Below are 22,780 nucleotides of genomic sequence, written 5' to 3' on the forward strand. Positions count from 1 at the left end.
TCCATACTCCAGAAGTCTGCCAAATGGCTTCTGGAGCACGGACGATGAAAAACCCCACCCTGTTACAATGCTTTCACTGGTATTACCCCGCTGGCGGTGAATTGTGGCGAGAAGTCACGGCGTTAGCCCCCAATCTTAATGAAATCGGCATCAATATGATCTGGCTGCCGCCCGCCTATAAAGGGGCTTCCGGCGGGTATTCGGTTGGCTATGACTGTTACGATCTGTTCGACCTCGGCGAATTTGATCAGAAAGGCAGTATCGCCACAAAGTACGGTGACAAAGCGCAGCTGCTGGAGGCCATCGACGCCCTTAAAAGCAACGACATTGCCGTACTGCTGGACGTGGTGGTGAACCACAAAATGGGGGCAGATGAGAAAGAGCCTGTCCGTGTTCAGCGCGTGAACGAGCAGGATCGCACGCAAATCGACGATGAGATCGTCGAGTGCGAAGCGTGGACACGCTACACCTTCCCTGCCCGCGCCGGGCAATATTCGCAGTTTATCTGGGATTACAAATGCTTCAGCGGCGTCGACCATATTGAGAATCCCGATGAAGACGGCATCTTTAAAATCGTCAACGACTACACCGGCGAAGGCTGGAACGACCAGGTCGACGATGAGATGGGTAACTTCGATTACCTGATGGGCGAAAATATCGACTTTCGCAATCACGCCGTCACCGAGGAGATCAAATACTGGGCCCGCTGGGTCATGGAACAGACGCGCTGCGACGGTTTTCGTCTGGACGCCGTCAAGCATATTCCGGCCTGGTTTTATAAAGAGTGGATTGAGCATGTACAGGAAGTTGCCGAACAGCCGTTATTTATCGTGGCGGAATACTGGTCCCACGAGGTGGACAAACTGCAGGCCTATATTGACCAGGTCGACGGTAAAACCATGCTCTTTGATGCCCCCCTGCAGATGAAATTCCACGAAGCGTCACGTCAGGGTCGGGATTACGACATGAGCCAAATCTTCACCGGCACGCTGGTGGAGGCCGATCCGTTTCATGCGGTCACCCTCGTCGCTAACCATGACACGCAGCCTCTACAGGCGCTGGAAGCGCCGGTGGAAGCCTGGTTTAAACCGCTGGCGTATGCGCTGATCCTGCTGCGGGAAAACGGCGTGCCGAGCGTTTTCTATCCGGATCTGTTCGGCGCCAGCTATGACGATACGGGAGGCGATGGCGAGACCTATCACATCGACATGCCGGTTATTGAGCAGCTCCACGAGCTGATCCTTGCCCGCCAGCGCTTTGCCCACGGCGTGCAGACGCTGTTTTTTGACCATCCAAACTGCATCGCTTTCAGCCGCAGCGGCACCGAGGACGATCCCGGCTGCGTGGTGGTCATGTCGAACGGTGACGACGGCGAGAAGGTGATTTGCCTGGGGGAAAACTACGGCAACAAAACGTGGCGGGATTTTCTCGGCAACCGTGAAGAAACGGTCACCACCGCGGCGGATGGCGAAGGCACCTTTACCTGCAAAGGGGGAAGCGTTAGCGTGTGGGTGATTGAGGAAGTACTGTAGAAACAATGCCGGGTGGCGGCTTCGCCTTACCCGGCCTACAAATTCCCGTCCCGTAGGCCGGGTAAGCGTCAGCGCCACCCGGCAACAAACGGCTACGGCAGTTTACTCTCCAGCGGATTCTTGCTCAGATAATCAGCACATTCCACCGTTGGGCGGTCAACCTTTTGCAGCTCCATCCCGTCATACTCCAGCGTTGAGCCGTCGCGATCCAGCGGATAGATATCCAGCTTGCGGGTAACGTTGTAATAGCTGTCTGAGCGCAGCATGATCTTACCCGGCACGGCAATCACGCGCTGCCACTGGCGACAGTCCAGCGTATCGCCCTCTTCCGTGACCACCAGCGTGGCAATCGCTTCAGGGCTGACCAGGCTGCTCTGCGGCCCTTTCGACTGCCAGTATCCCGCCAGGTTCGCCGGGACGGGATGCTTGATCACATCATTATAGTTATCGACCTGAACGCACCCGGTCAGTGCCAGCAGCGCGCCAGCAATTGCTATTTTTTTCATCATCTTTCCTGCATTCGAAGAAAAAAATATTGTGGCATTAAAGCGCAGAGGCCGCCAGCGAAGATCGACGGGGCTTAAACCTGCATCCCCATCACTTCCTGATACGCCGACACCAGCTTGTTACGCACCTGGATCCCCATCTGGATAGAAACCGAGGCTTTTTGCAAATCGGTCATCACATCGTTCAGCGCCACGCCCGGCTCGCCGAGGGTAAACTTCTCCGCCTGCGTACGCGCAGCGGTCTGGGTATCGCTGATACGGTCAAGAGCGGCGTGCAGTTGCCCCGCAAAGCTGATGGTCGGCTGTTGTTCTGCCACATTCTGATTACGGGCCGTCATCGCCGTTGCCTGCAACTGACTGATTACCCCTTCAATGCCCTGTATAGCCATGACTCTCCCCTGGATGGTTTTTTACGCGGTCAAGACTAACAGCTTGTCAATAAGATAATGGCGGTAAATAGCGTGAAAAAACCAGGTTATTTGACGCATAGAAAATCCGGAATCGTCAAATAATGGCAGGGCCATCAATATGGAACTTTTGTCGTGTTTGCCGACCCGGGAGTCAGTTTTGTTTCTCTACACGAATAACGTAAACCACCAGGATTTAAGAGGTGCGCAATGAGTGCAGCAGCATCGACAGCGCCACAAAATAAATCACTCGAGTGGATGAACCGCCTTCGCGCGAATCCTAAAATCCCGTTGATCGTGGCAGGCGCTGCCGCAATTGCGATCCTTGTAGCGATGGTTTTATGGGCGAAAAGCCCTGATTACCGCACGCTCTACAGCAACCTTTCCGATCAGGATGGCGGCGCCATCGTCACCCAGCTTACCCAGATGAATATCCCTTATCGCTTTGCCGATAATGGCGGTGCGCTTGAGGTGCCGGCAGATAAGGTGCACGAGCTTCGTCTGCGTCTGGCACAGCAGGGCCTGCCAAAGGGCGGCGCGGTCGGTTTTGAGCTGCTGGATCAGGAAAAGTTTGGTATCAGCCAGTTCAGCGAGCAGGTGAACTACCAGCGTGCGCTGGAAGGCGAGCTGGCCCGCACCATTGAAACGTTAGGCCCGGTGAAGAGTGCCCGCGTGCACCTGGCAATGCCTAAACCTTCTTTATTCGTTCGTGAACAGAAATCCCCTTCGGCATCCGTTACCGTGAACCTTGAGCCTGGCCGCGCGCTGGACGAAGGGCAAATCAGCGCGGTGACGCATCTCGTCTCCAGCGCCGTCGCCGGCCTGCCGCCGGGTAACGTAACGCTGGTGGACCAAAGCGGACATCTGCTGACCCAATCCAATACCGCCGGGCGTGACCTGAACGACGCGCAGCTGAAATACGCCGCCGACGTTGAAAGCCGTCTCCAGCGCCGCATCGAAGCGATCCTCGGCCCGGTAGTGGGCAACAGTAACGTGCATGCCCAGGTGACCGCGCAGATTGACTTCTCTAATAAAGAACAAACCGAAGAGCAATACAGCCCGAACGGCGATGCGGCTCAGGCGGTGATGCGTTCACGTCAGATCAACTCCAGCGAACAGGTGGGTGGGGCTTACCCTGGCGGCGTGCCGGGCGCGCTCTCTAACCAGCCTGCTCCGGCTAACGCGGCGCCGATTTCCACGCCACCGGCCAATCAGCAGAACGGTCAGCAAAATAATCAGCAGACCACCTCAACGACCAGTAACGCAGGCCCGCGCTCCAGCAGCCGCAACGAAACCACGAACTACGAAGTGGACCGGACGATCCGCCACACTAAACTGAACGTGGGCGATATTCAGCGTCTTTCCGTTGCGGTGGTGGTGAACTACAAAACGCTGGCGGATGGCAAACCGCTGCCGCTGACCGCCGAGCAGATGAAGCAGATTGAAAACCTGACCCGTGAAGCGATGGGTTACTCCGAGAAGCGCGGCGATACTCTCAACGTGGTCAACTCACCGTTCAACTCGGTTGAAGAGACCGGCGGCGAGCTGCCGTTCTGGCAACAGCAGGCGTTTATCGACCAGCTGATGTCCGCAGGACGCTGGCTGCTGGTGCTGATTGTCGCGTGGCTGCTGTGGCGTAAGGGCGTACGCCCTCAGCTTCAGCGCCGCGCAGAAGCCGAAAAAGTGGCTCGCGAACAGATGTCTGCGCGTCAGGAAACGGAAGAAGCGGTTGAAGTTCGCCTCAGCAAAGATGAACAGATGCAGCAGCGTCGTGCTAACCAGCGCATGGGCGCCGAGGTCATGAGCCAGCGCATTCGCGAAATGTCAGATAACGATCCGCGCGTCGTGGCGCTGGTCATCCGCCAGTGGATGGGTAACGAACATGAGTAATACGCTTACGGGCACCGATAAAAGCGTCATCCTGCTGATGACCATTGGCGAAGACCGCGCGGCAGAGGTGTTTAAGCACCTCTCCCAGCGAGAAGTGCAAATTCTCAGTGCGGCGATGGCCAACGTGCGTCAGATCTCCAACAAGCAGCTGACCGAAGTGCTGTCGGAATTTGAGCAGGAAGCCGAACAGTTTGCGGCGCTCAACGTCAACGCCAACGACTACCTGCGCTCCGTGCTGGTCAAGGCGCTGGGCGAAGAGCGCGCGGCCAGCCTGCTGGAAGATATTCTGGAAACGCGCGATACCGCCAGCGGTATCGAAACGCTTAACTTTATGGAGCCGCAGAGTGCCGCCGACCTTATTCGCGACGAGCACCCGCAGATTATCGCCACCATCCTGGTTCACCTCAAACGTGGCCAGGCTGCCGATATTCTGGCCCTGTTCGAGGAGCGTCTGCGTCACGACGTGATGCTGCGTATCGCGACCTTCGGCGGCGTCCAGCCGGCCGCGCTGGCGGAGCTGACCGAAGTGCTGAACAACCTGCTCGACGGTCAGAACCTCAAGCGCAGCAAAATGGGCGGCGTGAGAACGGCAGCGGAAATCATCAACCTGATGAAAACGCAGCAGGAAGAGGCGGTCATTACGGCGGTTCGCGAATTCGACGGCGAGCTGGCGCAAAAAATCATCGACGAGATGTTCCTGTTCGAAAACCTGGTCGAAGTGGACGATCGCAGCATCCAGCGTCTGCTCCAGGAAGTGGACTCCGAGTCGCTGCTTATTGCCCTCAAAGGTGCCGAGCAGCCTCTGCGCGAGAAGTTCCTGCGCAACATGTCTCAGCGTGCGGCCGATATCCTGCGCGACGACCTTGCCAACCGTGGCCCGGTGCGTCTGTCTCAGGTGGAAAACGAGCAGAAAGCGATCCTGCTTATTGTTCGTCGTCTGGCGGAAACCGGCGAGATGGTGATTGGCAGCGGAGACGACACCTATGTCTAATGAGCTGTCGTGGAAGCGCTGGACCCCGGACGATCTGGCCCCTCCCCTTGCCGAATTCTCGCCCGCGGTGGTTTCGCCCGCAGAGGCCGACGCGGACGTCGAACAGCCTGAGCTGAGCGAAGAAGAGCAGCAAGCGCAGATGCTGGCGCAGCTGCAAATGCAGGCGCACGAGCAGGGCTACAATACTGGCCTGAACGAGGGCCGCCAGAAGGGTCACGATCTGGGGTACCAGGAAGGTCTGGCGAAAGGGCTGGAGCACGGCATCGATCAGGCGCGCCAGCAGCAGGCGCCGATCCATGCCCGCATGCAGCAGCTGGTCAGCGAGTTCCAGCACACGCTGGACGCGCTGGACAGCGTGATTGCCTCGCGTCTGATGCAGATGGCGCTGGAAGCGGCGCGTCAGGTTATCGGCCAGACGCCCGTGGTGGATAACACCGCGCTGATCAAACAAATTCAGGGTCTGCTTCAGCAGGAGCCGCTGTTCAGCGGCAAACCGCAGCTGCGCGTCCACCCGGACGATCTGCAGCGCGTTGAAGAGAGCCTGGGCGCAACGCTTAGCCTGCACGGCTGGCGTCTGCGCGGCGACCCGTCATTACACCACGGCGGATGCAAAGTCTCTGCCGATGAAGGCGACCTGGATGCCAGCGTCGCCACCCGCTGGCAGGAACTGTGCCGCCTGGCGGCACCGGGAGTCGTCTGATGACCGCGCGCCTCACCCGCTGGCTCACCACGCTCGACAACTTTGAGACGAAGATGGCACAACTGCCATCCGTTCGTCGTTATGGGCGACTGACGCGCGCCACCGGTCTGGTACTTGAGGCCACCGGCCTGCAGCTTCCGCTGGGGGCAACCTGCGTCATTGAGCGTCAGGATGGTCAGGAGACGCGTGAAGTCGAAAGCGAAGTGGTCGGATTTAACGGCCAGCGCCTGTTCCTGATGCCGCTTGAAGAGGTGGAAGGCATTCTGCCCGGCGCGCGCGTCTATGCGAAGAATATCAGCGGCGACGGGCTGCAAAGCGGGAAACAGCTGCCGCTTGGCCCTGCCCTGCTGGGCCGCGTGCTGGACGGCAGCGGGAAGCCGCTTGATGGCCTGCCCGCGCCGGACACCACCGAAACCGGCGCGCTAATCACTCAGCCGTTCAATCCCCTGCAGCGTACCCCTATTGAGCACGTGCTGGATACCGGCGTGCGTCCGATTAACGCCCTGCTCACCGTAGGTCGCGGGCAGCGCATGGGCCTGTTTGCCGGATCAGGTGTCGGGAAATCCGTCCTGCTCGGCATGATGGCGCGCTATACCCAGGCCGACGTGATCGTCGTGGGGCTGATCGGCGAGCGTGGTCGCGAAGTAAAAGATTTCATCGAAAACATTCTGGGTGCGGAAGGCCGCGCCCGCTCGGTGGTTATTGCCGCACCGGCGGACGTGTCGCCGCTGCTGCGTATGCAGGGTGCCGCCTACGCCACCCGTATCGCCGAAGATTTTCGTGACCGCGGCAAGCACGTGCTGCTGATCATGGACTCCCTCACCCGCTATGCGATGGCGCAACGTGAAATCGCGCTGGCTATCGGCGAGCCGCCGGCGACCAAAGGCTATCCGCCTTCGGTCTTTGCCAAACTTCCGGCGCTGGTCGAGCGTGCGGGGAACGGCATCAGCGGCGGCGGCTCTATCACCGCGTTCTATACGGTACTGACCGAGGGCGACGACCAGCAGGACCCGATTGCCGACTCCGCGCGCGCGATCCTGGATGGCCATATCGTGCTGTCGCGCCGCCTGGCCGAAGCCGGGCACTACCCGGCGATTGATATTGAAGCGTCTATCAGCCGTGCGATGACGGCGTTGATTACCGAGAAGCACTACGCCCGCGTGCGTAACTTTAAACAACTGCTTTCCAGCTTCCAGCGCAACCGCGATCTGGTCAGCGTGGGGGCGTATGCCAAAGGCAGCGACCCGATGCTCGACAAGGCGATTAGCCTGTGGCCGCAGCTGGAGGCATTTTTACAACAGGGCATTTTTGAACGTGCCGACTGGGAAGATTCAATCCAGGCGCTGGAGCTGATTTTCCCGCAGGTGTAACACAGGTGGAGGGCGAAGGTCATGGCGCAAAACAGCGCGTTATCAACGCTGAAAGATCTGGCTGAAAAAGAAGTTGATGATGCCGCATTGCAGCTTGGCGCAATGCGACGCGGGTGCCAGCAGGCTGAAGAACAGTTGAAGATGTTAATCGACTATCAGCATGAATATCGCACCAACCTCAATACCGATATGACGCAGGGCATTGGCAGCCAGCGCTGGATTAACTATCAGCAGTTTATCCAGACGCTGGAAAAGGCGATAGAGCAGCACCGTCAGCAGCTAAACCAGTGGACCCAAAAAGTCGATACCGCGCTGAATTTCTGGCGCGAGAAAAAACAGAGGCTGCAGGCCTGGCAAACCTTACAGGACCGGCAGATTGCAGCCTCGACCCTGGCGGAAAACCGCCTGGATCAGAAGAAAATGGATGAGTTTGCCCAGCGCGCATCAATGAGGAAACCGGAATGATCACACTGCAACAACTGCTGATGAGCGACAGCGACCTGTCAGGCGCGATGCAAACAGGGAAAGGCACCGAGGGTGCGCAAGACTTTCTCTCCCTGCTGGCGAGCGCCCTGACGGACGCAACGGGCAAAGGTAACGATGCGCCGCTCACCCTGGCGGACCTGAAAGCCGCCGGCGGCAAGCTGTCGAAAGTTGCGCTGGAAGCCAAAGGCGATACCGCTCTGCAGGCCAAAATTGCCGATCTGCTCGCGCGTCAGCCTGCGCTGAATGGCGTTGAAACGACCGAGTCCGCGCCGTTTGAAACCCTGGTTTCCGGGCTGGTGCCGCTGTCAAAGGGCGACGCGCTGAAGACGCTCACTGCGGCCAACGGCAAAGATGACGGTCAAAGCGAACTGAGCGAAGAAGAGCTGGCCGGGTTAAGCGCGCTGATGGCGATGCTGCCGCACCAGCAGACTACCGCCTCTCGTGCGGCTGGCAGCGACGGCGTTTCCGCTCCCTCAGCGCTGAATTCAGCAACGCTTTCACCAAACGGTGCGGGCCAGCCGTCCCTGAACGCGCCTGCGGGAAGCCATGATAAAGCGCAGCTTTCTGCGTCCTATCAGAGCCAGGCGAAAAACAACGGTCCGGATCTCTCAGACAACGCGCCTGCCACGCCAGTCGTGGCCGCAGAGAAGCAGGAGTTCGCCAATTCTTCCTCGTCATCTTCGCCAACCGCGACCCTGGCACCGATTATGTCCAGCCATGCTATCAGCCAGCCAGCCGCCACCGTTGCCACCGCGCCGGTACTAAGCCAGCCTCTGGGCACCCACGAATGGCAGCAGTCCCTGAGCCAGCACATCACCCTGTTCACTAAGCAGGGCCAGCAGACGGCGGAGCTGCGCCTGCACCCGGAAGATCTGGGCCAGGTGCAAATCTCGCTTAAGCTGGACGACAACCAGGCACAGCTGCAGATGGTCTCTGCGCACAGCCATGTGCGCGCAGCGCTGGAGGCCGCGCTGCCGGTCCTGCGGACCTCGCTGGCGGAGAACGGCATTCAGCTTTCTCAGAGTAGCGTCAGCAGCGAGAGTTTCGCCGGTCAGCAGCAGTCTTCATCCCAGCAGCATCAGGCCTCGCGTTCCGGCCAGCACGGCGGTTTTAATGAAGAGAGCGATGAGCTCCTGCCGGTTCCTGCCGCCCTGCAATCCGCGGCGCGCGGTAACGGTGCCGTAGACATCTTCGCCTAAACGCCAGAGGTAGCGTGATTATCCCCGTCTTTTCCACGCTTTGACGACGGCAGGACACGGGATAATCACCTTATTAAGCTGTACCGAAACAGGAAGCTCGTATCAGATGACAGACTCCGCTATCACCAAAAAAAGCAAGCGTTCCATCTGGATCCCGCTGCTGGTGTTGATCACGCTCGCCGCCTGCGCTACCGCGGGCTATAGTTACTGGCGTATGCAGCAGGAACCTTCTACCGCTGCGGCCAAAGCCGAACCTGCTCCACCGCCGGCGCCGGTCTTTTTCCCTCTGGACACCTTCACCGTTAACCTCGGTGATGCGGATCGTGTGCTGTATGTCGGTATTACGCTGCGCCTGAAGGACGAAGCGACCCGCGCGCGCCTGAACGATTATCTGCCGGAAGTGCGTAGCCGCCTTCTCCTGCTGTTTTCTCGTCAGGACGCCTCCGCGCTGGCTACCGACGTGGGTAAGCAAAAGCTGGTCGACGCCATCAAGCAGACGCTGGCCACCCCGCTGGTAAACGGTCAACCTAAGCAGGAAGTCACTGACGTTCTGTACACAGCCTTTATTCTGCGGTAACGACATGGGCGACAGTATTCTTTCTCAGGCAGAAATCGACGCGCTGCTTAACGGCGACAGCGATAAGAGTGATGATCCGCAACCGGGTCTCACCGGCGACGATAATATTCGTCCTTACGATCCCAATACCCAGCGTCGCGTAGTCCGTGAACGTCTGCAGGCGCTGGAGATCATTAACGAACGTTTTGCACGTCAGTTCCGTATGGGGCTGTTTAACCTGCTGCGTCGTAGCCCGGATATCACGGTCGGTGCGATCCGCATTCAGCCGTATCATGAGTTTGCCCGCAACCTGCCGGTGCCAACCAACCTTAACCTGATTCATCTGAAGCCGCTTCGCGGCACCGGTCTGGTGGTGTTCTCGCCAAGCCTGGTGTTCATTGCGGTGGATAACCTGTTCGGCGGCGACGGTCGTTTCCCGACCAAAGTGGAAGGCCGTGAATTTACCCACACCGAACAGCGCGTCATTAACCGCATGCTGAAGCTGGCGCTGGAGTCCTACAGCGACGCGTGGAAAGCGATTAACCCGCTGGAAGTGGAGTACGTCCGTTCTGAGATGCAGGTGAAATTTACCAATATCACCACCTCCCCGAACGATATCGTCGTCAATACGCCGTTCCACGTGGAGATCGGTAACCTGACCGGCGAATTCAACATCTGCCTGCCGTTCAGCATGATTGAACCGCTGCGCGAGCTGCTGGTTAACCCGCCGCTGGAGAACTCGCGCAACGAAGATCAGAACTGGCGTGAAAACCTGGTGCGCCAGGTGCAGCACTCCCAGCTGGAGCTGGTGGCAAACTTTGCCGACATCTCGATGCGGTTATCCCAGATCCTGAAATTACAACCCGGCGACGTTTTGCCGATAGACAAACCCGACCGCATTATTGCCCACGTGGATGGTGTCCCCGTACTCACAAGCCAGTACGGCACGATTAACGGTCAGTATGCGTTACGCGTTGAGCACTTGATCAACCCGATTTTGAATTCGCTGAATGAGGAACAGCCCAAATGAGTGACATGAACAATCCGTCCGATGAAAACAGCGGAGCACTGGACGATCTGTGGGCTGACGCGTTAAACGAGCAAAAAACGACTCCGACAAAAAGCGCGGCGGACGCGGTCTTCCAGCAGTTAGGCGGCGGTGACGTCAGCGGCACGCTGCAGGATATCGACCTGATTATGGACATCCCGGTCAAGCTGACCGTTGAGCTGGGGCGCACCCGGATGACCATTAAAGAGCTGCTGCGTCTGACGCAGGGTTCGGTCGTGGCCCTTGACGGTCTGGCCGGCGAGCCGCTGGATATTCTGATCAACGGCTATCTGATTGCTCAGGGTGAAGTGGTGGTGGTTGCCGACAAATACGGCGTGCGCATCACCGACATCATTACCCCGTCTGAACGCATGCGTCGTCTGAGCCGTTAAGTATGAAAACCCAGGCAACAATATCACCACCGTCCGCCGTTCCCGGCTCCCCGCTGCTCCAGGTGAGCGGGGCGTTGTTCGGTATTATTGCCTTTATTCTTATTGCCGCCTGGCTGGCGAAGCGTTTTGGTCTGGCGGGTAAAACTGCCAGCACCCGCGGCCTGAAGGTCAGCGCCAGCACTCCCCTTGGGCCGCGCGAACGCGTGGTCATTATCGATGTGGAAGATGCGCGTCTGGTACTGGGCGTAACCGGCTCAAACATCAACGTATTACATAAACTGCCGCCCGCCCCGGTCACGGTGGACGAGCGCGCACAAGCCCCTGCGGATTTTCAGTCCGTCATGAAGAGTTTGCTTAAGCGTTCCGGGAGATCCTGATGCGCCGTTTGTTATCCCTTACGCTTGCGGGCGTTGGCCTGTTTGCTCCTGCGGTTTATGCACAGCTGCCCGGTCTGGTCTCAACGCCGATTGCGGGTGGCGGCCAGAGCTGGTCGCTCCCGGTTCAGACGCTGGTCTTCATCACCTCGCTGACCTTTATTCCGGCCATCCTGCTGATGATGACCAGCTTCACCCGCATCATCATCGTCTTTGGTCTGCTGCGAAACGCGCTGGGCACCCCTTCGGCGCCGCCAAACCAGGTGCTTCTGGGCTTAGCTCTGTTTTTGACCTTTTTCATCATGTCGCCGGTGATCGACAAAATTTATACCGACGCCTACCAGCCGTTCAGCGAAGACAAAATCTCGATGCAGGAAGCGCTGGAAAAAGGCGCGCAGCCGCTGCGGGAATTTATGCTGCGTCAGACGCGCGAAGCGGACCTGGCTCTTTTCGCTCGACTGTCCAACACCGGCGAGCTTCAGGGGCCGGAAGCGGTGCCGATGCGGATTCTGCTGCCGGCCTATGTCACCAGCGAGCTGAAAACCGCGTTCCAGATTGGCTTTACCATCTTTATTCCGTTCCTGATTATCGACCTGGTGATCGCCAGCGTCCTGATGGCGCTCGGGATGATGATGGTGCCGCCGGCCACCATTGCCCTGCCCTTTAAGATCATGCTCTTTGTGCTGGTCGATGGCTGGCAGCTGCTGGTCAGTTCGCTGGCGCAGAGTTTTTACAGTTAAGGAACGGCAATGACACCCGAATCGGTCATGATGATGGGCACGGAAGCGATGAAAATCGCCATTGCCGTTGCCGCGCCGCTGCTGCTTGTCGCGCTGGTTACCGGCTTGATTATCAGTATTCTTCAGGCTGCCACGCAGATTAACGAAATGACGCTGTCGTTTATCCCGAAAATCATCGCCGTCTTCGTGGCGATTATCGTGGCCGGGCCGTGGATGCTGAACCTGCTGCTGGACTATATGCGCAACCTGTTTACCAATCTGCCGTACATCATCGGCTGACCTGACGATGCTGCACTTCACCAGTGACCAGTGGGTTCAGTGGCTCGGCGTCTATTTCTGGCCGATGCTGCGCATTCTGGCGCTGATCTCCACCGCCCCCATACTCAGCGAGAAATCGATCCCCAAGCGCGTCAAGGTGGGGCTGGGCATTATCATCACCATTATCGTTGCCCCTTCCCTGCCACCTGTGAATATTCCCATCTTCTCGGCTAACGCGATATGGGTCGCTTTGCAGCAGGTGATGATTGGCGTCGCCGTGGGCTTTACCATGCAGCTCGCCTTCGCCGCCGTGCGCACGGCTGGTGAGTTGATTGGCCTGCAGATGGGGCTATCATTCGCCACGTTTGTCGATCCCGGCAGCCATCTCAACATGCCGGTGCTGGCGCGCATCATCGATCTGCTCGCCATGCTGCTGTTCCTGTCGCTCAACGGCCATCTGTGGCTCATCTCCATGCTGGTAGATACCTTCCATACGCTGCCGATTGGTGATAACCCGGTCAACAGCAACGCCTTCCTCGCGCTTACCCGCGCGGCGGGGCTGATTTTCCTCAACGGTCTGATGCTGGCTCTGCCGATCATCACGCTGCTGCTTACCGTCAACCTGGCATTAGGTTTACTGAACAGAATGGCACCGCAGCTCTCGGTGTTTGTGATTGGTTTTCCGCTGACCTTGACGGTCGGAATTTTATTAATGTCATTACTGATGCCCCTTATCGCCCCCTTCTGTGAACATTTATTCGGCGAGATATTCAATCTGTTAGCGGATATTGTCAGCGAATTGCCACGTAAATAATAGTCCTCACGTTCGCTATTGTCTTTCTGAGGATATTCCTAAAATAAAACGCGAAAAACATCTTCCAGGATATATCTGACGCGGTTTAAATGTTTCTAACCATCTCACAATACTTAATATTTACTTTACTTTAAGAAGATTCCTGGCAAATTATACGTAACTTTACGGGATAGTGAGTCCGCCTGAAAGTCTTTGTCATGCTCACAGGTTTATTATTTTTTTCCATCCCGTATGGCTGTTTTGAGCTCTCAGGCAGATGGTGAATTATCGTTACGCATTGAGTGAGGGTATGCCATGTCAACGATCATTATGGATTTATGCAGCTACACCCGGCTAGGGTTAACCGGGTACCTGGCAAGCAGAGGGGTAAGAAAGAGAGACATCAACGATGCACACACCGTTGAAGAACTCGCAGCCGCTTGTGACGAACTCAAACCAGGCGTGGTGTTTATTAATGAGGACTGTTTCATTCACGATCCAGCCAACAGTCAGCACATTAAGCAAATCATTAATCAGCATCCAAAAACCCTGTTTATTGTTTTTATGGCGATCGCGAATATCCATTTCGATGAGTATTTGTTGGTCCGTAAAAATTTATTGATTAGTTCTAAGTCGATTAAACCCGAGTCGCTGGATGACATTCTGGGTGATTATTTGAATAAAGAAGTTAAAAATGTAGGAGCGGTTAACTTACCCACCCTTTCATTAAGCAGGACTGAATCAAGCATGCTGCGAATGTGGATGGCGGGACAAGGAACTATTCAGATCTCCGACCAGATGAATATTAAAGCGAAAACCGTTTCATCACACAAAGGAAATATTAAAAGGAAAATTAAAACGCATAATAAGCAAGTGATCTATCACGTGGTACGTCTGACCGATAATGTGACGAACGGGATTTTCGTCAACATGCGTTAGTGGCTTAAAACCCTTTGCACCCTACCTTTGATCTCTGGCCTGGCCAGAGATTTTTGCTTTTGCGGACGTAGTCGGGCACGCGCAATGCCACCCGACGCCGTACTACTCCGCTTTCTCAACAAAAATGCCGTCCGGATGCCCCAGCTCGTTAAAAAACCAGATGCCGAGCGGGTAATCTTCCAGTGAGACCAGGTACATTGTGCCTTCACTAAACTCTTCAATTGCCAGCACCACCCCCGGGCGGCGCGGCCCACCGTCCGTTTTAACGGTTACCCGATCGTTGACCTTCATACATTCCTCCTCTGGTTTTGAGCCAGTGTAGAACAAAACGCAAAAACACACATCGCCGCACGGCGTGAATGGCGTTTTTATACACAGTCTATACTTAGCGTTGGACACGGTTGAATGAGGAACCCCGTAATGAAGACCGATAAAGAGTACAGCGACACCATCAAGCGCGAAGTTGAGGTGGATGTCGATGCCCTGCTGGCCGCCATCAATGAGATCAGTGAGTCAGAAGTCCGCCGCACGGACGATGGTTCGGACCACGTCATTGTTAACGGGAGGGATTATCACACCTATCGCGAGCTGGCGGAGGCCTTCGAGCTAGATATTCATGACTTTAGCGTGTCTGAAGCAAATCGTTAGCACGAAAAAAATCCCGGTCATGGGGATGGCCGGGATCAAAACTTGCTTATGCAAGAAGCACTTGAAAATTCGTTACACCAGGAAATCTGATGTACAAACAACACTATCCCCAACGATTTTGCATGACAAGCATATATTCTTACAGTGAATATAATATTTTTAACATAATCGTTTTGGTTATGAGCAACAACATACGCCGAATGCGGGTTTGGCTGGATCGGTTCTCCTGAATCCGGTTTAAGCGTAGATAATTTTTTAGGAATATTCTTAGATTAAGGCTCATTCGTTTTCGGGAGTTACTATGCTTTCACTCCAGGGTCCCCTGCTGATTTTTTCCGATCTGGATGGATCGCTGTTGGATATTCATACCTATGAGTGGCAGCCCGCGATGCCGTGGCTCGATAAACTGCAGGATAACCAGGTACCGGTGATTCTTTGCAGCAGCAAAAGCGCGGCAGAGATGCTGGATATCCAGCAGGATTTAGGTCTCGAAGGCTTACCTTTTATCGCTGAGAACGGCGCGGTGGTTCAGCCTGACGTACGCTGGGAAATGGGTCAGCGTCACATCAACGGCATGACGCACCGGGAGATTCATCCGCTTATTGAGCAAATCCGCCAGCAGTCAGGCTTCAAATTCACCACCTTTGACGACGTGGACGAACGCGTCATCAGCGAATGGACGGGGCTGACCCGCTACCGGGCGGCGCTTGCCCGTAAGCACGACGCCTCCGTCACGCTCATCTGGCGTGATTCCGACGAAGCCATGGCCCGGTTTGAAGCGGCGCTGGCGCAGCGCGGACTGAAATGCCTGCAGGGAGCACGTTTCTGGCACATTCTGGATGCCGGCTGCGGTAAGGACGTTGCGGCTAACTGGCTTATCGCGCAGTACCGTGAACGGGAAAATATTGAACCCACCACTCTGGGGCTCGGCGATGGGCCAAACGACGCGCCGTTGCTGGACAGCGTGGACTTCGCGGTGGTGATTAAGGGCATAAACCGCCAGGGTATTAGGTTACGGGACGATAGCCCCAGCCGGGTTTATCACACCCGGCAGGCGGGACCGCTCGGCTGGCAGGAGGGGCTGGATCACTTTTTGTCATGATCGTGCCAGACAACCCGGTTACGTCCGCCCTGTTTTGCATTGTATAACCGGGCATCCGCCACGGACTGCAGCTGTTCGAAATCGTAGTTTTCGTTTTCCTGCGCGCTGCTGACGCCGAGTGACGCGCTGATGCGCAGGGTCATACTCTTCTTCACCAGAATCTCCTTGCTGTTGATTCGGCAACGAATACGCTCCGCGACGCCTCTCGCCTCCTCAAGACCAAGCCCCGGCAGAACGATACAAAACTCTTCCCCGCCCACGCGTCCTGCCACATCGTTCTTGCGTAACGTACTGGCAATCAACCCTGCCGTGTGGGAGAGCACCTTATCCCCGGCCTGGTGGCCAAAACGGTCGTTAATGCTTTTAAAATTGTCGAGATCGATCTGAATAACCGAGAACGGCAGCGACTGCTGGCGACAGGTTTCCGACAGCAGTTTTGCGCGATCGAACAGCGCGCCGCGATTATTCAGGCGGGTGAGCGGGTCATGCCAGGCCTGCCACTGGAGCGAGTGCTGGAGCGTATACATGTTGCTGACCATCCGACGGATAACCAGCCACGAGATCAATAGCATGGCGGTAAAGAGTGCCCACATCAGCGCCAGCACAATACTGATACTGCCGAAGTCATCTTGTACCCCTTCATGCAGGGTGTGGATCCGCAAGACGACGCCATCGAAGTGGTTGAGCCGCTCCCAGCTGACAAAACGGCTTCCAAGGCGGATCCCACCGCCGGTATCGTTCTCAATCGCCTGCGCTATTTGCGCCGTTTCGCGTTCATCAAAATGGTTAACCGGTTTTTCTGAACGGTCAGAAGTGGCAATCATATTGAGGCGAGTGTCGTACAGCTGATACTCCCCTTCCGTCCGGTCTTCCGTCGCGTCAGCCAGCAGGCGCTGCATCGTGCTCAACGCAAAATCCATCGCTACAACGCCGTACCAGTAATGGTCGAAATAGATGGGCACGCTGGCGGCGATCGTGCGTTCCTCCCCGGTCCATGAGGAAGGCGTAGAGATGAACCAGCGCACCGCGCGGGCGCGGTTGTTGCGCTCTGACTGCTGGGTAAACCAGGGCTGCGTGACCAGATGGTAATAGCGGGAGGTGATGTCGCCCGCCAGGTCCGGCGTATCCGTGGAAAGGAAAAAACCGGCGCGGGAGACGTAGGTCGCGCGTGATTCCGTTTGCGCTCGCGTGGACGCCAGCCTGAGCAGATACCCTACTTCGAGCGCGGCAGAAATTTCATGACTGATGCGGTCAGGGTCACGATTCAGAAGCGTGGTTTTTTCGACGAACGCATCCGAAACGCCGTTAATGGGCAGGGTCCGCTTTTTATCAACGGCGATTTGCCAGGTAGGCTGCTTGCGGACGGTGTTGAAGCGCGACACGGCATTCTGCAGGACATCAAACGCCAGCGGCATCTGGATCGCATCGCGTATGCCCTGCCGGAACAGCAGCATCCTGTCCACGCTGTTCTGTAACTGCCTGTCCAGCGAGCTGGCCACGGTTTCCAGATGGTTCCGCTGGCTGGAAATGTAGGCCTCTTCAAGCACCACCACCTCACGCCAGGTCAGGAGAGTGGAAAACACCAGAACGATCAGAAAACAGAGATTAACAATCAACCCCGGATTGCTACGCTTATGCAGCCATTGCAGAAAAGATTGTCTTACAACAAAGGTATCGCGCTGCACACATACTCCCTGACAACTGCCTACACCCGGTACTGGAGATAAAAAACGCCCGGCAAAGCCGGGCGTTATGTGATTAAGCCTTGTCCCGCTTGTGCTGCCCGTCACCCGGCTGAAGCTCATCTTCACGAAATGCTTCCCGCTGGACGCTAAAGCCATCGTGCCACCGACACTCCACCATTCCGCTGGAATACCCGGTGACAATCATATGTGGGCCGCCCTTCTTAGGCTTAACTTCATCACTGACCAAAAAGACCATACCTGCCTCCTGTATCAGGGTGAAACTGTTTCAATTTAGACGAGGAATGGTCTTTTTGCATCCTGCGACGGGTAACAATTAGTGCGCTGTACCGCGCATTTTTTCAACCAGTTTCACCGCTGCCACCACGATAGCGCCAACGATAAAGCCCAGCACAAGATTAAGCAGCGTCGGCAGAATAGCGGCCACCACGCTCCCCTGCGCCGAGGAGAAATGTTCGATAGCATGATGCAGCGGAGCAATGCCGTGAACCACAATACCGCCGCCCACGAGGAACATCGCCAGGGTGCCCACCACGGACAAGCTCTTCATCAGCCACGGCGCCAGCGTCAGTAAGCTCTTGCCGATGCCTTTTGCCACCGCGCTTGATTTCTCCTCCAGCCAGTAGCCGATATCATCGAGCTTCACGATCAGACCGACCAGGCCGTAGACGCCTACCGTAACCAGAATGGCGATCCCGGAAAGGATCAGCACCTGATTCAGCAGCGGTGCGTCGGAGACAATGCCCAGCGTAATGGCAACGATCTCTGCTGAAAGAATAAAGTCGGTGCGAATGGCGCCTTTGATTTTATCGCGCTCGAAGACTTTCGGATCCTGCGCGGCCAGCGCTTCAAGGCGCTGCTGACGCGCCTCCGGGGTATCCTTCTGCTTGCGAGAGCTCAAAGAGTGCAGGACCTTCTCCACGCCTTCGAAGCATAGAAATGCCCCGCCAATCATCAGCAGCGGCGTGATGGCCCAGGGAATGAATGCGCTGATCAGCAGCGCCAGCGGCACCAGGATCACTTTATTCAGAAACGAGCCTTTTGCCACGCCCCACACCACCGGCAGCTCACGGTTAGCCCGTACCCCGCTCACCTGCTGAGCGTTAAGCGAGAGATCGTCCCCCAGCACCCCTGCGGTTTTCTTCGCCGCCAGTTTCCCCATCACGGAAATATCATCCAGTAAGGTGGCAATATCATCCAGCAATGTTAATAAGCTACTTCCTGCCAAAATGGTGATCCTTCTTTTTTTGGTAATTAAGTGAATAGTATGGAGCAAAAGCGCAATCGCGGAAACAGGCACCTTGCGTCAACAAAAATTTCACATCAACTACACAATTAAAGGGCTCGCCAGCGCGATAGTTTTCGCGTTTACTATCAGCGACCTTTTTATTTCGTCGTGAGGGATTATGCGTTTCCGGCAACTGCTTCCGCTTATTGGGGCACTTTTTTCGCTGTATATCATCTGGGGTTCCACCTACTTTGTCATTCGCATCGGCGTAGAAAGCTGGCCGCCGCTGATGATGGCAGGCATTCGCTTCCTCTCGGCGGGCGTGCTGCTGCTGGCCTTCCTGCTGCTGCGCGGGCATAAGCTTCCTCCGCTTCGCCCAATGCTGAACGCCGCTCTGATCGGCCTGCTGCTGCTGGCGGTCGGTAATGGCTTTGTGACCATTGCCGAGCACCAGAACGTACCGTCTGGGATCGCCGCCGTGGTCGTTGCCACCGTACCGCTGTTTACCCTCTGCTTCAGCCGCCTTTTCGGCATCCGCACCCGCAAGCTGGAGTGGCTGGGGATTGGCATCGGCCTTGCCGGCATTATTCTGCTCAACAGCGGCGGTAACCTGAGCGGGAATCCGTGGGGCGCAGTGATTATCCTTATTGGCTCGATGAGCTGGGCGTTCGGTTCCGTATACGGTTCTCGTATCGAGCTGCCGACCGGCATGATGGCGGGGGCAATTGAGATGCTTGCGGCTGGGATTGTGCTGCTGCTGGCCTCAGCCCTGACGGGCGAGGAGCTGACTACCCTGCCGCCGTTGTCGGGCTTCCTGGCGGTAGGTTACCTGGCGCTGTTCGGCTCCATCATCGCCATCAACGCCTATATGTTCCTGATCCGTAACGTCTCTCCGGCGGTCGCCACCAGCTATGCCTACGTCAACCCGGTCGTGGCCGTGCTGCTTGGCACCGGGCTTGGCGGTGAAACGCTCTCTCCGGTTGAGTGGTTAGCTTTAGGGGTGATTGTTTTTGCCGTCGTGCTGGTGACCTTAGGCAAATATTTGCTGCCGGCAAAGCCCGTGGTTACGCCTTGCGAGGTGGAGAAACCGTAAGCGCGTGGATCCCCTGCGTGTCGATCTGCGCGGCCTCGCCGCCGCCGCAGATCCACTCTTCCAGCCGTTCGCTCAGATCGGCATCGTTCAGCTTCAGCCGCCCTTTCAGCGCACATTCCCAGACGATCAGCACCCTCCAGCCCTGCGCGACAAGCGTGGCAAGATCCCGCGCGTCTCGTTCAACGTTCTTGCCAATCTTCTCCAGCCAGAAATCGGTGCGCGTCGCAGGAACTTTAAACAGGTAGCAGTCGTGATGATGCCAGAAACAGCCGTGGGTAAAGATGATGCACCGATACGCGTCAATGACGAAATCCGGGCGACCCGCAAGTGCGGGATCCTGCACGCGAAAGTCGAAGCCCGCCTGTGTCAGCAGACCGGCCAGACGCTTTTCTATCGCGGTGTCACGCGTGCCGATGGCACGCATGTTTTTGCTCCGCGTGGCCTTATCGTGAACGTCCGTCATTGACGGCCTCACCCTGGCGGAGCGCCACCGCCTGTCTGATGCGCGGGGCCAGCAGTTTTGCCACCGCCGCGAACGCGGGCACCACCACCGAGTTACCAAACTGACGGTAAGCCTGAGTGTCCGAAACCGGAATGCGGAAACGGTAGCCCTGTGGCGTTTCAAAGCCCATCAGCCGGGCGCACTCCCGCGGCGTGAGGCGCCGCGGACGGTGACGCTGGTTTTGCGGATCGTCGAAATCTTTCTCGCCCAGCGCTTTATCCCAGCCTCTGTCGATCAGTATTTCCGCGCCGTCTTTGTAGTAGCGAGCGGACAGCGTGCGGGTCACGCTGTGCGGATCGTTTGGGTTCACCATGCCAAACCCAAATCCGTTGCCTTTGGCCTGATGCTTTTTGGCATAGCGGTAGAGGTATTTCCACAGGATCGGCGTCAGGATAAATTTTGCGTCGACCACAGGCTCCAGCAGGTCGGCAATGGTTGGACGACGCTCGGGATATAAGGAGGGAATATCCCGCAGGGTGAAATCCCCCTTCAGATTGAGATCGCGGCGGAAACCGACGAGCACAATGCGTTCGCGATGCTGGGGCAGGAAGTGTTTCCCGTCGATAATTTTCGGGTCATCCGCGCCCATGTCCTCGGAATCGGCCACGTCATAGCCCAGCTCATCCAGCGTTTGCATGATAATGCGGAAGGTCTTTCCACCGTCGTGGCTCTTTAAGTTTTTGACGTTTTCCAGCACGAATATGGCCGGGCGACAGGCGTCAATGATTCGGGCCACATCAAAAAACAGCGTCCCCTGGGTATCGCAGGCGAAGCCGTGGGCACGTCCGAGGGCATTCTTTTTGGATACGCCGGCCAGCGAAAAAGGCTGGCACGGGAAGCCCGCCAGCAGCACGTCATGCGCCGGAATCGTCTGACGAATATGCTCGGCGGCCTGTTCATCCGTGACGCCGCTTTTATGGCTCAGGGTGACATCGCGGATATCGGCGTTGAAATGATGTTCCTGCGGATCGCAGTACCAGTTCGCTTTATAGGTGCGTACCGCATGTTTGTTCCACTCGCTGGTAAACACGCACTGACCGCCGATAGCTTCAAAGCCGTGCCGGATACCGCCGATGCCGGCAAACAGATCGATAAAGCGGAAGGCATAGTTCGGGTGCGCAGCAGGTGGCCGCGGAAGCAGATTTTGCAGATAACGAAACTCGCCTTCACTCAGGCGGCGCCCTGCCCGATCGCTGGTCACTAGCCGCTTAAGGATAGCCGGGCTCCAGTGGCTCTCGCCGTGCGCCACAAGCTGGTTTGCCAGCGTTTTAGCGTCATAAATATCCAGCAGCTGACGCAGTAATGCCTGCACCGTAGCCGTTGACTTCTCTGCCTGCTCAGACGCGGGCTCTGTCACTGATCGATTTTCCTGCATTCTTTTAACCGGGCAATAAAGACTGGGAACAGATTACCACAGTTCACTTTCGCAAACTGCGACGGAAGCGGTGTTGAATCTGGCTATCCAGCCCGATGCAGTCGCCCTGTAATTCGGCACTGAGTTTCGCCATAAACTGAATCAGAAAATCGGCGTTGTGCTGCGCGAGCTCGCGCCCGACCTCGGTTTGCATTGTATCAGGCAAGCGCAGCAGCTTGGTCTGAAAATGATCGAGCGCAAACGCCCGGTCATCAAGTGGCCGCGCGTCGGCAAACGGATCGTCCGCGTTAAAAAGCGGTACGCCCAGCGCGCCTGACACGGCAAACACGCGCGCCAGACCGATCGCTCCCAGCGCCTCCAGACGATCTGCATCCTGGACAATTTTGGCTTCAATCGTGTGCGGCGTCAGTCCGGCGCTGAAACTGTGCGCCTCGATGGCGTGCTCCACGGCGGCGTAGCGATCCGACGGGAAGTCAGGGAAATCGCGGTGCAGAATCTCTCGCGCCCTGCGCGCCGCCAGACGCGACGACTGGCTGCGTTCAGGATGGTTTTTCGGCAGGCTGACGATGTCATGAAAATAACAGGCGGTCAGGATCGTCAGCGGGTCGACGGGGTGATGTACCATGATTTTCTGCGCCGTCATCCAGACGCGACGGAAGTGTGAAATATCGTGCGCGGTGTCGTCGGTCACGTGATGTTCATTAAGCCAGGATTCAAAGCGCTGCTGCCACTGTATAAGTTCCATCATCCTTTCCTGTTACGAAAATGGGCGCTTAATTATAACATAGCCAAATGAAATAAATTAAAAAATAGAAATGCGGAATACTTAATAATAATTACACACAATATATACAACCGATCAATTCATTAAAAAAATAAAGAGCCCAACTGAAATATTATGAAATATTTTTACCCATTTAATTACATTTAATTTTGAACCAAATTAAC

At 56.6% G+C, this 22,780-nt stretch carries 26 protein-coding genes and 1 pseudogene; 18 read left to right on the top strand and 9 right to left on the bottom strand.

The genetic code is table 11. From position 1 onward, the window contains the following. Positions 1-44 precede the first annotated feature (44 nt). Positions 45-1,532 (top strand): alpha-amylase, encoded by a 1,488-nt coding sequence (gene amyA / locus URZ40_RS19750; RefSeq protein WP_320721022.1) that lies wholly within the window; start codon positions 45-47, stop codon positions 1,530-1,532. Positions 1,533-1,624: 92 nt separating this feature from the next. On the opposite strand, the gene yedD is transcribed toward amyA, so the two are convergent. Beyond that, the gene (yedD, locus tag URZ40_RS19755; RefSeq protein ID WP_163329832.1) at positions 1,625-2,038 is read right to left on the bottom strand and encodes a lipoprotein YedD; all 414 of its coding nucleotides are present in this window, start codon (positions 2,036-2,038) and stop codon (positions 1,625-1,627) included. Between the two features lie 74 nt (positions 2,039-2,112). Further along, complete coding sequence (fliE, locus tag URZ40_RS19760) at positions 2,113-2,427, bottom strand: flagellar hook-basal body complex protein FliE (RefSeq protein ID WP_028013699.1); 315 nt, start codon at positions 2,425-2,427, stop codon at positions 2,113-2,115. 228 nt (positions 2,428-2,655) lie between these two features. Here fliE and fliF point away from each other — a divergent pair, with 228 nt between their 5' ends. From fliF to rcsA, 14 genes and pseudogenes are all read left to right on the top strand, one after another. Continuing rightward, positions 2,656-4,335 (top strand): flagellar basal-body MS-ring/collar protein FliF, encoded by a 1,680-nt coding sequence (gene fliF / locus URZ40_RS19765; RefSeq protein ID WP_116338975.1) that lies wholly within the window; start codon positions 2,656-2,658, stop codon positions 4,333-4,335. Next, entirely contained in the window at positions 4,328-5,326 is a 999-nt protein-coding gene (gene fliG / locus URZ40_RS19770) for a flagellar motor switch protein FliG (protein ID WP_008500327.1), read from the top strand. The genes fliF and fliG overlap by 8 nt, the downstream gene beginning before the upstream one ends. Beyond that, entirely contained in the window at positions 5,319-6,026 is a 708-nt protein-coding gene (gene fliH / locus URZ40_RS19775; RefSeq protein WP_320721023.1) for a flagellar assembly protein FliH, read from the top strand. The genes fliG and fliH overlap by 8 nt, the downstream gene beginning before the upstream one ends. Continuing rightward, the gene (gene fliI / locus URZ40_RS19780; protein ID WP_023330814.1) at positions 6,026-7,396 is read left to right on the top strand and encodes a flagellar protein export ATPase FliI; all 1,371 of its coding nucleotides are present in this window, start codon (positions 6,026-6,028) and stop codon (positions 7,394-7,396) included. Before fliH ends, fliI begins: the two co-directional genes overlap by 1 nt. 21 nt (positions 7,397-7,417) lie before the next feature. Continuing rightward, positions 7,418-7,861, top strand: a complete 444-nt coding sequence (gene fliJ / locus URZ40_RS19785; RefSeq protein WP_006811155.1) for a flagellar export protein FliJ — start codon at positions 7,418-7,420, stop codon at positions 7,859-7,861. After that, positions 7,858-9,081, top strand: coding sequence for a flagellar hook length control protein FliK (fliK, locus tag URZ40_RS19790; RefSeq protein ID WP_320721024.1), 1,224 nt, complete (start codon positions 7,858-7,860; stop codon positions 9,079-9,081). The genes fliJ and fliK overlap by 4 nt, the downstream gene beginning before the upstream one ends. 106 nt (positions 9,082-9,187) lie before the next feature. Then, positions 9,188-9,658, top strand: a complete 471-nt coding sequence (gene fliL / locus URZ40_RS19795; RefSeq protein ID WP_021241388.1) for a flagellar basal body-associated protein FliL — start codon at positions 9,188-9,190, stop codon at positions 9,656-9,658. A 4-nt stretch (positions 9,659-9,662) separates the two neighbouring features. Beyond that, the gene (fliM, locus tag URZ40_RS19800; protein WP_028013703.1) at positions 9,663-10,667 is read left to right on the top strand and encodes a flagellar motor switch protein FliM; all 1,005 of its coding nucleotides are present in this window, start codon (positions 9,663-9,665) and stop codon (positions 10,665-10,667) included. Further along, complete coding sequence (gene fliN / locus URZ40_RS19805) at positions 10,664-11,077, top strand: flagellar motor switch protein FliN (RefSeq protein ID WP_003859592.1); 414 nt, start codon at positions 10,664-10,666, stop codon at positions 11,075-11,077. Before fliM ends, fliN begins: the two co-directional genes overlap by 4 nt. A 2-nt stretch (positions 11,078-11,079) precedes the next feature. Then, on the top strand, positions 11,080-11,454 hold the full coding sequence (fliO, locus tag URZ40_RS19810; RefSeq protein ID WP_316379473.1) for a flagellar biosynthetic protein FliO: 375 nt from the start codon (positions 11,080-11,082) through the stop codon (positions 11,452-11,454). Beyond that, complete coding sequence (gene fliP, locus URZ40_RS19815; protein WP_028013705.1) at positions 11,454-12,191, top strand: flagellar type III secretion system pore protein FliP; 738 nt, start codon at positions 11,454-11,456, stop codon at positions 12,189-12,191. Before fliO ends, fliP begins: the two co-directional genes overlap by 1 nt. 9 nt (positions 12,192-12,200) lie before the next feature. Next, positions 12,201-12,470, top strand: coding sequence for a flagellar biosynthesis protein FliQ (fliQ, locus tag URZ40_RS19820; protein WP_008500315.1), 270 nt, complete (start codon positions 12,201-12,203; stop codon positions 12,468-12,470). Between the two features lie 7 nt (positions 12,471-12,477). Continuing rightward, positions 12,478-13,270, top strand: a pseudogene (fliR, locus tag URZ40_RS19825) (flagellar biosynthetic protein FliR); the annotation flags it as partial. A 287-nt stretch (positions 13,271-13,557) separates the two neighbouring features. Continuing rightward, positions 13,558-14,181 (top strand): transcriptional regulator RcsA, encoded by a 624-nt coding sequence (gene rcsA / locus URZ40_RS19830; RefSeq protein WP_013097740.1) that lies wholly within the window; start codon positions 13,558-13,560, stop codon positions 14,179-14,181. 102 nt (positions 14,182-14,283) lie between these two features. Here the strand turns inward: rcsA and dsrB are convergent, their stop codons facing one another. Next, positions 14,284-14,472 (bottom strand): protein DsrB, encoded by a 189-nt coding sequence (gene dsrB / locus URZ40_RS19835; RefSeq protein ID WP_013097741.1) that lies wholly within the window; start codon positions 14,470-14,472, stop codon positions 14,284-14,286. A gap of 129 nt (positions 14,473-14,601) precedes the next feature. On the opposite strand from dsrB, the gene yodD reads away from it, so the two are divergent. After that, positions 14,602-14,829: a YodD family peroxide/acid resistance protein gene (gene yodD, locus URZ40_RS19840; RefSeq protein WP_048959254.1), complete on the top strand. Its 228-nt coding sequence runs from the start codon at positions 14,602-14,604 to the stop codon at positions 14,827-14,829. Between the two features lie 301 nt (positions 14,830-15,130). After that, the gene (locus URZ40_RS19845) at positions 15,131-15,931 is read left to right on the top strand and encodes a mannosyl-3-phosphoglycerate phosphatase-related protein (RefSeq protein ID WP_163329829.1); all 801 of its coding nucleotides are present in this window, start codon (positions 15,131-15,133) and stop codon (positions 15,929-15,931) included. On the opposite strand, the gene dgcQ is transcribed toward URZ40_RS19845, so the two are convergent. From dgcQ to URZ40_RS19860, 3 genes are all read right to left on the bottom strand, one after another. Continuing rightward, positions 15,916-17,616: a cellulose biosynthesis regulator diguanylate cyclase DgcQ gene (gene dgcQ, locus URZ40_RS19850; RefSeq protein WP_320721025.1), complete on the bottom strand. Its 1,701-nt coding sequence runs from the start codon at positions 17,614-17,616 to the stop codon at positions 15,916-15,918. The genes URZ40_RS19845 and dgcQ overlap by 16 nt on opposite strands. A 73-nt stretch (positions 17,617-17,689) precedes the next feature. After that, positions 17,690-17,872, bottom strand: coding sequence for a DUF2158 domain-containing protein (locus tag URZ40_RS19855; protein ID WP_320721026.1), 183 nt, complete (start codon positions 17,870-17,872; stop codon positions 17,690-17,692). Between the two features lie 78 nt (positions 17,873-17,950). After that, positions 17,951-18,865 carry a DUF808 domain-containing protein gene (locus URZ40_RS19860; RefSeq protein WP_192984988.1) on the bottom strand — a complete coding sequence of 305 codons (915 nt, stop codon included), beginning with the start codon at positions 18,863-18,865 and terminating at the stop codon, positions 17,951-17,953. Between the two features lie 175 nt (positions 18,866-19,040). On the opposite strand from URZ40_RS19860, the gene yedA reads away from it, so the two are divergent. Further along, positions 19,041-19,955 carry a drug/metabolite exporter YedA gene (gene yedA / locus URZ40_RS19865; RefSeq protein WP_028013712.1) on the top strand — a complete coding sequence of 305 codons (915 nt, stop codon included), beginning with the start codon at positions 19,041-19,043 and terminating at the stop codon, positions 19,953-19,955. On the opposite strand, the gene URZ40_RS19870 is transcribed toward yedA, so the two are convergent. From URZ40_RS19870 to URZ40_RS19880, 3 genes are all read right to left on the bottom strand, one after another. Further along, positions 19,927-20,418, bottom strand: a complete 492-nt coding sequence (locus URZ40_RS19870; protein ID WP_316379470.1) for a very short patch repair endonuclease — start codon at positions 20,416-20,418, stop codon at positions 19,927-19,929. The two genes, yedA and URZ40_RS19870, sit on opposite strands and share 29 nt — an antisense overlap. Further along, positions 20,399-21,814, bottom strand: coding sequence for a DNA cytosine methyltransferase (locus URZ40_RS19875; RefSeq protein WP_320721027.1), 1,416 nt, complete (start codon positions 21,812-21,814; stop codon positions 20,399-20,401). Before URZ40_RS19875 ends, URZ40_RS19870 begins: the two co-directional genes overlap by 20 nt. A 61-nt stretch (positions 21,815-21,875) precedes the next feature. Beyond that, positions 21,876-22,577 (bottom strand): phosphohydrolase, encoded by a 702-nt coding sequence (locus URZ40_RS19880; RefSeq protein ID WP_320721029.1) that lies wholly within the window; start codon positions 22,575-22,577, stop codon positions 21,876-21,878. Positions 22,578-22,780: the final 203 nt, after the last annotated feature.

It is taken from the genome of Enterobacter sp. 296B2, from assembly GCF_034106185.1.
Classification (GTDB): Bacteria; Pseudomonadota; Gammaproteobacteria; order Enterobacterales; family Enterobacteriaceae; genus Enterobacter; species Enterobacter cloacae_N.

Excerpts from the sequence above, each read along its gene's own strand:
- amyA (WP_320721022.1), top strand. The coding sequence starts at position 45 with ATGAAAAACCCCACCCTGTTACAATGCTTTCACTGGTATTACCCCGCT.
- yedD (WP_163329832.1), bottom strand. The coding sequence starts at position 2,038 with ATGAAAAAAATAGCAATTGCTGGCGCGCTGCTGGCACTGACCGGGTGC.
- fliE (WP_028013699.1), bottom strand. The coding sequence starts at position 2,427 with ATGGCTATACAGGGCATTGAAGGGGTAATCAGTCAGTTGCAGGCAACG.
- fliF (WP_116338975.1), top strand. The coding sequence starts at position 2,656 with ATGAGTGCAGCAGCATCGACAGCGCCACAAAATAAATCACTCGAGTGG.
- fliG (WP_008500327.1), top strand. The coding sequence starts at position 4,328 with ATGAGTAATACGCTTACGGGCACCGATAAAAGCGTCATCCTGCTGATG.
- fliH (WP_320721023.1), top strand. The coding sequence starts at position 5,319 with ATGTCTAATGAGCTGTCGTGGAAGCGCTGGACCCCGGACGATCTGGCC.
- fliI (WP_023330814.1), top strand. The coding sequence starts at position 6,026 with ATGACCGCGCGCCTCACCCGCTGGCTCACCACGCTCGACAACTTTGAG.
- fliJ (WP_006811155.1), top strand. The coding sequence starts at position 7,418 with ATGGCGCAAAACAGCGCGTTATCAACGCTGAAAGATCTGGCTGAAAAA.
- fliK (WP_320721024.1), top strand. The coding sequence starts at position 7,858 with ATGATCACACTGCAACAACTGCTGATGAGCGACAGCGACCTGTCAGGC.
- fliL (WP_021241388.1), top strand. The coding sequence starts at position 9,188 with ATGACAGACTCCGCTATCACCAAAAAAAGCAAGCGTTCCATCTGGATC.
- fliM (WP_028013703.1), top strand. The coding sequence starts at position 9,663 with ATGGGCGACAGTATTCTTTCTCAGGCAGAAATCGACGCGCTGCTTAAC.
- fliN (WP_003859592.1), top strand. The coding sequence starts at position 10,664 with ATGAGTGACATGAACAATCCGTCCGATGAAAACAGCGGAGCACTGGAC.
- fliO (WP_316379473.1), top strand. The coding sequence starts at position 11,080 with ATGAAAACCCAGGCAACAATATCACCACCGTCCGCCGTTCCCGGCTCC.
- fliP (WP_028013705.1), top strand. The coding sequence starts at position 11,454 with ATGCGCCGTTTGTTATCCCTTACGCTTGCGGGCGTTGGCCTGTTTGCT.
- fliQ (WP_008500315.1), top strand. The coding sequence starts at position 12,201 with ATGACACCCGAATCGGTCATGATGATGGGCACGGAAGCGATGAAAATC.
- rcsA (WP_013097740.1), top strand. The coding sequence starts at position 13,558 with ATGTCAACGATCATTATGGATTTATGCAGCTACACCCGGCTAGGGTTA.
- dsrB (WP_013097741.1), bottom strand. The coding sequence starts at position 14,472 with ATGAAGGTCAACGATCGGGTAACCGTTAAAACGGACGGTGGGCCGCGC.
- yodD (WP_048959254.1), top strand. The coding sequence starts at position 14,602 with ATGAAGACCGATAAAGAGTACAGCGACACCATCAAGCGCGAAGTTGAG.
- URZ40_RS19845 (WP_163329829.1), top strand. The coding sequence starts at position 15,131 with ATGCTTTCACTCCAGGGTCCCCTGCTGATTTTTTCCGATCTGGATGGA.
- URZ40_RS19855 (WP_320721026.1), bottom strand. The coding sequence starts at position 17,872 with ATGGTCTTTTTGGTCAGTGATGAAGTTAAGCCTAAGAAGGGCGGCCCA.
- yedA (WP_028013712.1), top strand. The coding sequence starts at position 19,041 with ATGCGTTTCCGGCAACTGCTTCCGCTTATTGGGGCACTTTTTTCGCTG.
- URZ40_RS19870 (WP_316379470.1), bottom strand. The coding sequence starts at position 20,418 with ATGACGGACGTTCACGATAAGGCCACGCGGAGCAAAAACATGCGTGCC.
- URZ40_RS19880 (WP_320721029.1), bottom strand. The coding sequence starts at position 22,577 with ATGGAACTTATACAGTGGCAGCAGCGCTTTGAATCCTGGCTTAATGAA.